At 35.5% G+C, this 10,140-nt stretch carries 11 protein-coding genes; 7 read left to right on the top strand and 4 right to left on the bottom strand.

Annotated elements, in window-relative coordinates; translation table 11 throughout:
- The 4 genes from ABWO41_RS11000 to rplQ all read left to right on the top strand — a co-directional run.
- The coding region (locus tag ABWO41_RS11000) for a small ribosomal subunit protein uS11 (RefSeq protein WP_353137642.1) at nt 1-156 on the top strand (156 nt) is incomplete at its 5' end.
- Nucleotides 157-217: 61 nt separating this feature from the next.
- Nucleotides 218-826 carry a 30S ribosomal protein S4 gene (rpsD, locus tag ABWO41_RS10995; RefSeq protein WP_353137640.1) on the top strand — a complete coding sequence of 203 codons (609 nt, stop codon included), beginning with the start codon at nt 218-220 and terminating at the stop codon, nt 824-826.
- A gap of 78 nt (nt 827-904) precedes the next feature.
- Nucleotides 905-1,897, top strand: coding sequence for a DNA-directed RNA polymerase subunit alpha (locus ABWO41_RS10990; RefSeq protein WP_353137638.1), 993 nt, complete (start codon nt 905-907; stop codon nt 1,895-1,897).
- A 73-nt stretch (nt 1,898-1,970) separates the two neighbouring features.
- Entirely contained in the window at nt 1,971-2,531 is a 561-nt protein-coding gene (gene rplQ / locus ABWO41_RS10985; protein ID WP_353137636.1) for a 50S ribosomal protein L17, read from the top strand.
- A 49-nt stretch (nt 2,532-2,580) separates the two neighbouring features.
- Here rplQ and ABWO41_RS10980 read toward each other — a convergent pair whose 3' ends face one another.
- A complete protein-coding gene (locus tag ABWO41_RS10980; RefSeq protein WP_353137634.1) occupies nt 2,581-3,468 on the bottom strand; it encodes a 1-aminocyclopropane-1-carboxylate deaminase/D-cysteine desulfhydrase in 888 nt (295 codons plus the stop codon).
- Nucleotides 3,469-3,537: 69 nt separating this feature from the next.
- Nucleotides 3,538-4,560: a DUF6588 family protein gene (locus ABWO41_RS10975; RefSeq protein WP_353137632.1), complete on the bottom strand. Its 1,023-nt coding sequence runs from the start codon at nt 4,558-4,560 to the stop codon at nt 3,538-3,540.
- A 182-nt stretch (nt 4,561-4,742) separates the two neighbouring features.
- Between ABWO41_RS10975 and ABWO41_RS10970 the strand changes: the two genes are divergently transcribed.
- Together ABWO41_RS10970 and ABWO41_RS10965 are read left to right on the top strand one after the other, a co-directional pair.
- Complete coding sequence (locus tag ABWO41_RS10970; RefSeq protein WP_353137630.1) at nt 4,743-5,771, top strand: RluA family pseudouridine synthase; 1,029 nt, start codon at nt 4,743-4,745, stop codon at nt 5,769-5,771.
- Between the two features lie 14 nt (nt 5,772-5,785).
- The gene (locus ABWO41_RS10965; protein WP_353137628.1) at nt 5,786-6,625 is read left to right on the top strand and encodes an aminotransferase class IV; all 840 of its coding nucleotides are present in this window, start codon (nt 5,786-5,788) and stop codon (nt 6,623-6,625) included.
- A 116-nt stretch (nt 6,626-6,741) separates the two neighbouring features.
- Here the strand turns inward: ABWO41_RS10965 and fmt are convergent, their stop codons facing one another.
- Nucleotides 6,742-7,656 carry a methionyl-tRNA formyltransferase gene (fmt, locus tag ABWO41_RS10960; protein ID WP_353137626.1) on the bottom strand — a complete coding sequence of 305 codons (915 nt, stop codon included), beginning with the start codon at nt 7,654-7,656 and terminating at the stop codon, nt 6,742-6,744.
- 37 nt (nt 7,657-7,693) lie between these two features.
- Entirely contained in the window at nt 7,694-8,917 is a 1,224-nt protein-coding gene (locus ABWO41_RS10955; RefSeq protein ID WP_353137624.1) for an exo-beta-N-acetylmuramidase NamZ family protein, read from the bottom strand.
- Nucleotides 8,918-9,022: 105 nt separating this feature from the next.
- On the opposite strand from ABWO41_RS10955, the gene ABWO41_RS10950 reads away from it, so the two are divergent.
- On the top strand, nt 9,023-10,140 hold a 1,118-nt coding region (locus tag ABWO41_RS10950; RefSeq protein WP_353137622.1), incomplete at its 3' end, for an ABC transporter permease.

Raw genomic sequence — 10,140 nt, 5'->3', positions numbered from 1 at the left:
TTACGTAAAGTTGAAGTATTTGTAAAAGGTCCAGGTTCAGGTCGTGAATCTGCTATCCGTACTTTACAAAACGCAGGGTTAGAAGTGACAACTATTAAAGATATCACTCCACTACCTCACAATGGATGTCGTCCTCCAAAAAGAAGAAGAGTTTAATTAATTTTTAAAGATAAGATTCTCCCGGTGAAGTCGGGAAGATACTTTAAAGCACATAACAATGGCAAGATATACAGGCCCCAAATCGAAAATTGCTCGTAAATTCAGAGAACCAATTTTCGGTCCAGACAAAGCATTAGAAAGAAAAAACTACCCTCCAGGTCAACACGGCCCTTCAAAGAGGAGAGGAAAACAATCTGAATATTCTATTCAGTTAACAGAAAAACAAAAGGTTAAATACACTTACGGTGTATTGGAGAAACAATTCTCTAACTTGTTTAAAAAAGCATCTGCAAAAGGTGGTATCGCTGGTACTAACTTATTGCAATTATTAGAAGCTCGTTTAGATAATGTTGTTTACCGTTTAGGTATTGCTACAACAAGATCTGCAGCTCGTCAATTAGTTTCTCACAGACACGTTCTGGTTAATGGTGAGTTGGTAAATATTCCATCTTTCTCTGTAAGACCAGGTGATGTTATCGAAGTTCGTGAGAAATCTAAATCTTTGGAAGCGATCACAAATTCAGTAGCTGGACGTACTATCAACAAGTACTCTTGGTTAGAGTGGGACGCTAAAAATCTAACAGGTAAGTTTATTCAATATCCTGATAGAGAAAGTATCCCTGAGAACATTAAAGAGAACTTGATCGTCGAGTTATACTCTAAATAATGATACTCTCCTTTGCCAACTTTTACAGTTGGCATTGGTTGTTTATCTAAAAATTAACGATAAAATACAAGGCAATAAATGGCAATTTTAGCATTTCAGAAACCTGATAAAGTTATTATGCAGAAGTCTACAGACTTCGATGGTACGTTTGAATTTCGTCCATTGGAGCCTGGATTTGGTGTTACTATAGGTAATGCTTTAAGAAGAATTTTGTTATCATCTTTAGAAGGTTACGCAATTACCTCGGTAAGATTCTCAGGTGTTTCTCACGAGTTCTCTACAATCAAAGGAGTAGCAGAGGATGTTGTAGACATTATTTTGAATCTTAAACAAGTTCGTTTTAAAAAGACAGGTGAGTCTGGTGATTCTGAAAAGATTTTCGTAATCATCAACGGACAGGAAAGTTTCAAAGCTGGTGATATCACTAAGTTTTCTAACAATTTTGAGGTTTTAAACCCTGATTTTGTTATTTGTAACATGGAAAGTTCTGTTACTTTAGAAATCGAACTTACCATTAACAAAGGAAGAGGTTACGTAGCAGCAGAGGAAAACAAAAATGCCGATGCAGCAGTAGGTGTTATTGCTATCGACTCTATTTATACGCCAATCAAGAATGTTAAGTATACTATAGAAAATTATCGTGTTGAACAAAAGACCGATTATGAAAAACTATTACTTGACATTTCTACAGATGGATCTATCCATCCGGAAGATGCGTTGAAAGAAGCTGCTAAGATTCTTATTCAACATTTCATGTTGTTCTCTGATGAGAACTTGATTTTAGAATCTCAAGCAAAAGAGGAAACTAAAGAAGTTGATGAGGAAGTATTACATATGCGTAAGATCCTTAAAACAGAATTAGTTGATTTAGATCTTTCTGTGAGAGCATTAAACTGTTTGAAAGCAGCAGATATCCGTTCTCTGGCAGATTTAGTGTCTTACGATGTGGCTGATATGTTAAAATTCAGAAACTTTGGTAAGAAATCACTTACTGAAATCCAGGAACTGGTAAAATCAAAAGGTTTATCTTTTGGTATGAATTTGTCTAAATACAAGTTAGACGAAGAATAAAATGTAAATAACGCATAATTCCCGGTTCGCCAATAGGGGCTTGAGCTGACGGTATGCGTAAACAAATAAAATAATGAGACACGGAAAAAAAGTTAATCATTTAGGACGTACAGACAGCCACAGAAAAGCAATGTTGGCTAATATGGCTTCGTCTTTAATCGTTCACAAACGTATTACAACAACATTAGCAAAGGCTAAAGCTTTACGTACTTACGTTGAGCCTCTTTTGACTAAATCTAAAAATGATACTACTCACTCTCGTCGTGTGGTTTTTGCTAAATTACAGAATAAAGAAGTTATTACTACTTTGTTTCGTGAGGTAGCGGAGAAAATTGCTAACAGACCAGGTGGGTATACTAGAATTATCAAATTAGGAAATCGTTTGGGTGACAACGCTTCTATGGCGATTATTGAATTAGTAGATTTCAATACTGTTTATGGTGCTGAAGCTAAAGTAGAGAAGAAAACTACTCGTAGAAGAGGTGGTAGCAAAACTAAAAAAGCTACTGAAGCTGCTCCAGCTGCAGAAGAAGCAGTTGTAGTTGAAGAAACTCCGGCTGCAGAAGTAAAAGCAGAAGAAGCAAAACCAGAAGTAGCTGATTCTAATGAAAATTCTGCAGAAGAAGCAAAATAAAATTAAGAATGTATATTCTGAAAAGGCTCTTGAATTTCAAGAGCCTTTCTTATTTAAACTTATCCAACATTCCTAATATACCAAATACACCACCCGTGTGGATCATCAGAATGTTGCTTCCTGCTTCTATTTCTCCAGTTTTGACTTGGTCTAAAATGGCAAATAAAGTTTTTCCCGTATAGACCGGATCTGTCAAAATGCCCGTATGACTTGCAAAATATTTGATAAGTTCTATTAATTCGGGTTTTGTTTTCGCATACCCGCCAAAATGATAATCGTGAAGGACAGCGTAATTACAAGACGTTTCGAGTAATTGGTTTATATCCGCTGACAGTAGATTATATCCCTTTAACACCGAGACAATATTTACTTTTGTCTGTAAATTTTGGTTGGATAGCTCATTGATAATCCCTGCCGCTGTGGTCCCTGTACCTGCTGCGCAGAAAATATAGTTATAATGTTTATTCAGTTCTTTAATAATTCCTCTGCAGCCCATTTCCGCTAGTTTTCCGGCACCTCCTTCATCAATAAAGTAACTGTCATCATTTAATTGAAAAAATTGATTGTAGAGCTTTATTTTATCTTTGTAGATTTCTCTGTCTACAAATGTGAGATGCATGCCGAATATTTTACACATTGTCAGCATTTCATTGCTAACGTGATCTCCTCTTATAAAACCAGTTGTGGTGAATCCGAATTTTGCTCCGGCACAAGCTAATGCGAGAATATGATTGGAATAGGCTCCTCCAAAGCTTACCAAATGTTTTTTATTCAGTTTATAAGCTTCTTCTAAATTATATTTTAGTTTACGCCATTTATTTCCGGAAATAAATGGATGGATAAGGTCGTCACGTTTTATAAATAATCTAACATCATGTTCTTTTAGGAGAGGAAGCTTAACTTCTTCTTCGGGGCTATATATTTTAAAATCGAACATTTTGCAAATGTATCTAAAATAAAAAAGGCCAATCTTCTGATCAGCCTAAAAATTTTTAAATGATAAATGTTATTTCCCAATTCCGAAACCAATACCTGCTGTTACAGATTGGTATTCTCCTATATTATAAGCTCCGTATAATCTAAAGAAAGCCAAATGAAGACCGAAACCTACGGCGCCTCTCATCCCGGATATGTCTGTTTGTTTAATTTTTACAGGATCTACCAAATCTGCTTCTCCATTAAATTTATAAGTTCCCAGGATACCGATATCTGTTTTCGCTGAGTTATAACCAATACTAGCGAAAGGAGTAAATACCGCTAATTTTTTTGAAACAATCAGATCTCCGGTAAATCCCGAAAATTTCCCTTTAATCCTTTGATCCAGATTATTCACGTTATCATCACCAATTTGGTCTTCTATTGCGACTTTGTGATCGTAGTTGATTTGATTATATCCCAGGGCAATTGCTAAATCTATTGGAATAACTTTCTCGGTTTTCCACGGTAGTAATTTAGTTATCTCTTTTTTTACGCCAATACCCCACGATCCAACTTTTCCAAAATCATTACTACCAACTTTAGGAGTAAATCTTAGAGAGATTTCAGTATCATAAACTAAACCTGCAGTTAGTTGTATCTGAGGGCTTGGAGCAATATGTATTCCGGTTCCGGAGGGGAGCTCAAAGTTTATACTCGGGTTGTTTTTATCCACTAAAGTAACACCGTCCTCATCTTTTCCAAATACAGTAGGGCTTAAGGAACTAGAACCAGGAGCTGCTTGAAATCTTGTTAATCCAAGTTTATTAACATCAAAAGTTTGGTCTGAGCTCGGTACAAATGCACCGCTTGCCTGGATTCTCAAATCAAATCTGCCTAAATTTTTAGTCTTTGCAGAATTGAACCAACCGTTATTCATCCCCGAGCCCAATCCTTTGAAAAAAGGGTTTAGATATGCCTGGGTTAATTTTGTTGCGTCTTCTCTTGCTTGGATCAAGTCAATAGCATCTCCCTGAGAGAAAGCTAATTTCCCAAATGATATTAAAGCAAATGTTAAGAAGGTACTTTTAAAGAATGGTAATGTCAATCTCATTTTCCTAATTTTTGAAATAAATGGTTTTTATTAGGAAAGGTATGAAATTAACAACAAACATGATATTTTTTCTTACTTTTTTCATAATTAGATGTTTTTCTATTCGGTACGCCTAAAAGAGCAAAAGTGATACCATATCATGCTTTTTTTTATGATATATTTTAAAAAAGTACTTTTGCATAATGAATCAGTCCCCCGAGCATCCAGAAACAGAAGAAAGCGAACTTTACGAACATTTTAGAATTGTTGTAGATAAAGGACAATCGTTAATTAGAGTAGACAAGTTTTTAATGGTTCGTCTGGAAAATGCGTCACGCAGTAAGATTCAAAATGCAATTGAACAGGAAAATGTCCTAGTAAACGGAAAGCCTGTAAAATCCAGCTATAAAATAAAACCGTTAGACGATATATCTATTGTATTACCGCATCCGCCGAGAGATACAGAAGTTTATCCGGAAGATATTCCCATAAATATTATTTATGAAGATGATGATGTTGTGTTGGTAAACAAGGAACCGGGTATGGTTGTACATCCTGGTTATGGAAATTGGTCTGGTACGTTGGTAAATGCACTTACTTTTCATTTTAATCAATTACCGCAACTTCCGGGTAATGACGGAAGACCGGGATTGGTACATAGAATAGATAAAGATACTTCCGGATTGCTGGTTATTTCCAAGAATGAAAAATCGATGGCTTCCCTGGCCAAACAATTTTTTGATCATTCTATTAAAAGGAAGTATGTTGCTTTGGTATGGGGCGATTTGCCAGAGAATGGAACGGTAAGCGGTTATATAGGGAGAAGTGCAAAAGATAGAAAGGTAATGGATCTTTATGACGATCCGGAAAAAGGAAAATGGTCGGTAACTCATTATCGAGTTTTGCAAAGACTTAATTATGTAACTTTGGTGGAATGTGAGTTAGAGACGGGAAGAACCCATCAAATTAGAGCGCATATGCGGTCTATAGGGCACCCATTATTTAATGATGCAGCTTATGGAGGAGATAAAATTCGTAAAGGAACAGTATTTGCTAAGTACAAGCAGTTTATATATAACTGCTTTGATATTATGTCGAGACAAGCCTTACATGCGAAATCTTTGGGATTTATACATCCTACGACAAAAAAGGAGGTTTATTTTGAAAGTGAACTGCCAAATGATTTTAGGCAGGTTTTAGAAAAGTGGGAAAGTTATATCAAAAATCAATAATTACATAAGCTTAAATGTCGAAACGATTTATAAATTTTAATGGAGAGATTTTTCAGGAGGGGGAGAATGTATTAAGCCTTGCAATTAGGGGGTTTAAATACGGGGATGGTTTATTTGAGACTATGAGAATGAGTAAGGGAAAACTCAACTTTCCGGAGGAACATGCAGATAGATTACAAAAAGGTATGAAAACCCTAAAGATAGAAGGGTACTCAAATATGGATGGCTATTTCCTAAAAGAAAAAACCGAGGAACTGGCAAAACGTAATAAAATTGGACAAAATGCAAGATTTAGGCTTACAGTTTTCAGAGATTCTGACGGATTATATACGCCTAATGAAAATAAAAATGGATATAGCTTAGAAGTTACCGCTCTGGATTCTGCTTACTACAATATCAACAATAAAGGGCTTATTTTGGATATTTATGACGACATCTTTAAGCCGGTTAACAGACTTTCTAATTTAAAGACCTGTAGCGCTTTACCTTTTGTTATGGCCGGTCTCTATAAAAAGCAGCATAAGTTGGATGAAGTTTTTATTCTTAACCAAAATGGATTTTTATGCGAGACTTTAAGTTCTAATGTGTTTTTGGTATATAAAGGTCAGATTTATACACCTGCATTAAGTGAGGGGTGCGTAGCAGGTGTAATGCGACAGGTAGTAATTAATTTAGCAGCAAAATACCAATTGGACATAATAGAAGCGCAAATTAATCCCGAAATTTTGAATGAAGTAGAAGAGGTATTTATTACTAATGCGATCAATGGTATTCAATGGGTAATGGGATTTAATCGAAAACGTTATTTTAATGAAGTATCCAAAATGCTTCTGGAAAAATTGAATGCCACTTAATTAGCCGTGTGATTTTGAATGTTATCAAGCTGGCGGGCGAAGTCGAAGAGAGAGTTATCACAAAAACTTCAACTTCGCCCGCCTGCTAGGAATGTTAACGTTGTTATGTTTTCGGATTATAATTTAATCCCTCTTAAAAATTCATCAATTTTCATTCGTTTTTTACCTTCAAGCTGAAGCTCTTTTACAGAGATGAAACCGTCTGAAGTAGCAAATTTTAAGTAACTTTTATGATCAGTGATATATTCTCCGGGATTTTGTTTATGATCTTGAATTTCCTTTTCGACATGGAAAATTTTTAAACCTTTTCCATTTAAAGTGGTAAAAGCGGTTGGATATGGACTCATACCTCTAATGAGATTATAAACCTGATTGGTATTCTGGCTCCAGTGTATTTCGCAGTCTTCTTTAAAAATTTTAGGAGCATGTTTTAATTTATCTGCAGAAAATTCTGTTTGGGGTTTTGCTTCATAATCTCCGGTATCAATGGCCTTAACTGTTTTTACTAAAAGACCAGAACCAACTTCCATAAGTCTGTCATGCAGTTCTCCGGCTGTCATGCTATCGTGAATAGGAACTTTTTCGGAAAATAAAATACTTCCGGTATCTATTTCGTGTTGTAAAAGAAAGGTACTTACGCCAGATTCGGTATCACCATTTAATATTGCCCAATTAATTGGTGCAGCACCCCTGTATTGTGGCAAAAGGGAGGCATGTAAGTTAATTGTACCTTTAGGAGGCATATTCCAGACTATTTCCGGTAACATTCTGAAGGCAACAACAACCTGTAGATCTGCTTTTAAATCGCGAAGTTGCTGTATAAATTCAGGGTCTTTTAATTTCATGGGTTGTAAAATGTTAAGCTGATGTTCTGCCGCGTACTTTTTTACTGCAGATTCAGCTATTTTCTGTCCTCTTCCAGACGGTTTATCCGGAGCTGTAACCACACCAACAATATTAAAACCAGCCTTTATTAAAGCATCAAGAGATGCTACTGCAAAATCTGGCGTTCCCATGAATACAATTCTCATATTATAACCTGCTTTACTTGTAAATTTTACTTCTTCTTTAATTATATAAAAGATATTTACTTCTTGTTTTTTTGTAATTATTTAAGCCCTCTTCCCATGATTTTCTGATTTCCAGCTCGCTTTTTCCACTTTTAATTTGCTGCATTAAAATATCATTTCCAGCAAGTTTATTGAAAAACGGAGTGAAGAACTTGTCTTTATCAGGAAAGTCCCTGTAAAGGTCTATAATCACTTTTATATTTAATTTATCCTGCTTCCTGATATCTTCTATGTTCGTATTCCGGAAATCAATACCATAACAAACCTGATTTTCCAGAGGAGGCTGTTTACTCATGCCTGGTATGCTTACCGGAGTAAAATGAAATTTATATTTGCCTTTTAATAAAGGGTGCCCCAAAACCTGAAAAGGGTAAGTTGTTCCTCTGCCCTGACTAATGGCTGTACCTTCAAACATACATAAACTGGGGTATAAATAAATTGAAAGCTCGTTTGGCAGATTTGGTGAAGGTTTTACAGGAAGAGGGTATCTCATATTATGAGTGTAATTTTGTAATTTGATGATTTTCAGATCGCACTTCCTGTTATTTTTTAACCAATTTTCTCCGTTGACCATCTGAGCGAACTCTGCTGTCGTTAAACCATGTGCTACAGGAATTTTATGCATACCGACACCCGATTTGAAGTTAGGATCCAAAATAGGCCCATCAATTAACTGTCCATTAGGGTTAGGTCTATCTAAAATCATCATAGGGATTCCATTGTCTGCACAAGCTTGCATAACATAAGCCATGGTAATCGTGTATGTATAGAAACGAACACCAACATCCTGTATATCAAAAACAAGAATATCTATATCTTTTAAATCTTCTTTAGCAGGAACCTGTTTCTTGCCATACAGAGAAATTACAGGAAGGCCAGACTTTTTATCTATATAATTTCCTACTTTTTCACCTGCATCTGCATCTCCTCTAAATCCGTGTTCGGGACCAAATATAGCTTTTATAGCTACGCCCCTCGCCAGTAGTGTATCTGCCAGCGAAACGCCATTAATCTGAGCCGTTGGATTAATAACCAGACCAACTTTTTTACCTTTTAGAAGCGGAATATATTTTTCTGTTTGTTCTGCCCCAGTAAGTATTTTTTTTGCAGGTTTAGCTTCTTTTACAGTGGCTTTTTGTATGTTTTCGCTTCTTGTAGTCCGAGACTGACAGCCAAAAGAAAGGCAGCCCGCAATTACTGTAAGAAAGAATAATTTGTTCATGATCAATTTTTCAAATTTTAAAGCCAGAGAAAGTCTACAGCGATGTTTTTCATAATTACACGAAATGGTTGCATATTTGTGCTTGTAAAAATAAATAAAAAGCTGTTGAATTTAGGATTATTCATTGCCAAAAGAATCTCTTTTAAAGCGGAACGTACGTTTTCTAAGCTAATTGTACGAATAGCTATTGCTGGTATTATGTTAGGCTTAAGCGTGATGTTACTCTCTATAGCGGTAATGAAAGGTTTTAAAAATGAAATCAGGGATAAAGTAAGAGGTTTTGGAGGTGATATTCTGATACAGAATTATGATTTAAATACCTCTTACGAAAATAAACCTTTTGTTCTTGGCGATTCCAGCCTAAAGAAAATTAATCAGACAGTCCATGTGAAAAGTTTGGTTCCCTTTGCCACCAAGCCGGGTATCATTAAAACTGATGAGGAAGTGGAAGGTGTTGTTTTTAAAGGAATAGATGAGAGTTATGATTCTATCTCACTCAATAAAATTCTGAAAGAGGGTAGCGGAATAAACTTTAAAAGTTCTAACTCTAATCAGCAAATCATTATTTCGGAAAATATGGCGTCCCGATTGAATTTGAAGAAGGGAGACAGTTTCTTAATGTATTTTGTTCAGGAGTCTTTAAGGAAGAGAAAGTTCGAGATTGTAGGGATTTATAATACAGGTGTTGAAGAGGTAGATAAAACCTATGTAATTGGCGATTTAGATTTAATTAGAAGACTAAATAAATGGGAAGACACTGAAGTTGGGGGGTATGAAGTGAGGATTGATGACTTCTCTAAATTGCAAACACTTAGCTATGATATTGCAGATAGTTTACCTTTATCTTTAAGAGCAATTCCTATTACAGAAAACTATTCTACGATATTCGATTGGCTTTCCCTTTTAGATGTAAACGCCCAGGTTATTTTAATATTAATGCTTATTGTGGCTGTAATAAACATGATTTCTGCCCTGTTAATTATGATTCTGGAAAGAACCTCTATGATTGGTTTATTGAAAGCTTTAGGAGAGTCGAATTGGGGAATAAGGAAAATATTTCTATACAATGCTATTTATCTTATTATTTTGGGGCTGCTTTTGGGGAATATACTGGGCTTGGGTTTAGGTTACCTTCAACAAGAAACTCATTTCTTTAAATTAGATGAAGCCTCATATTATATGAGTTTTGTTCCGGTATATTTCGAATGGATGGACATTCTCCT

It is taken from the genome of Pseudopedobacter sp., from assembly GCF_040392825.1.
Taxonomy (GTDB): domain Bacteria; phylum Bacteroidota; class Bacteroidia; order Sphingobacteriales; family Sphingobacteriaceae; genus Pseudopedobacter.
This window is presented reverse-complemented; position numbering and strand designations above follow the sequence as displayed.

Coding starts and splice junctions, on each gene's coding strand:
- rpsD (WP_353137640.1), top strand. CDS start 218: ATGGCAAGATATACAGGCCCCAAATCGAAAATTGCTCGTAAATTCAGA.
- ABWO41_RS10990 (WP_353137638.1), top strand. CDS start 905: ATGGCAATTTTAGCATTTCAGAAACCTGATAAAGTTATTATGCAGAAG.
- rplQ (WP_353137636.1), top strand. CDS start 1,971: ATGAGACACGGAAAAAAAGTTAATCATTTAGGACGTACAGACAGCCAC.
- ABWO41_RS10980 (WP_353137634.1), bottom strand. CDS start 3,468: ATGTTCGATTTTAAAATATATAGCCCCGAAGAAGAAGTTAAGCTTCCT.
- ABWO41_RS10975 (WP_353137632.1), bottom strand. CDS start 4,560: ATGAGATTGACATTACCATTCTTTAAAAGTACCTTCTTAACATTTGCT.
- ABWO41_RS10970 (WP_353137630.1), top strand. CDS start 4,743: ATGAATCAGTCCCCCGAGCATCCAGAAACAGAAGAAAGCGAACTTTAC.
- ABWO41_RS10965 (WP_353137628.1), top strand. CDS start 5,786: ATGTCGAAACGATTTATAAATTTTAATGGAGAGATTTTTCAGGAGGGG.
- fmt (WP_353137626.1), bottom strand. CDS start 7,656: ATGAGAATTGTATTCATGGGAACGCCAGATTTTGCAGTAGCATCTCTT.
- ABWO41_RS10955 (WP_353137624.1), bottom strand. CDS start 8,917: ATGAACAAATTATTCTTTCTTACAGTAATTGCGGGCTGCCTTTCTTTT.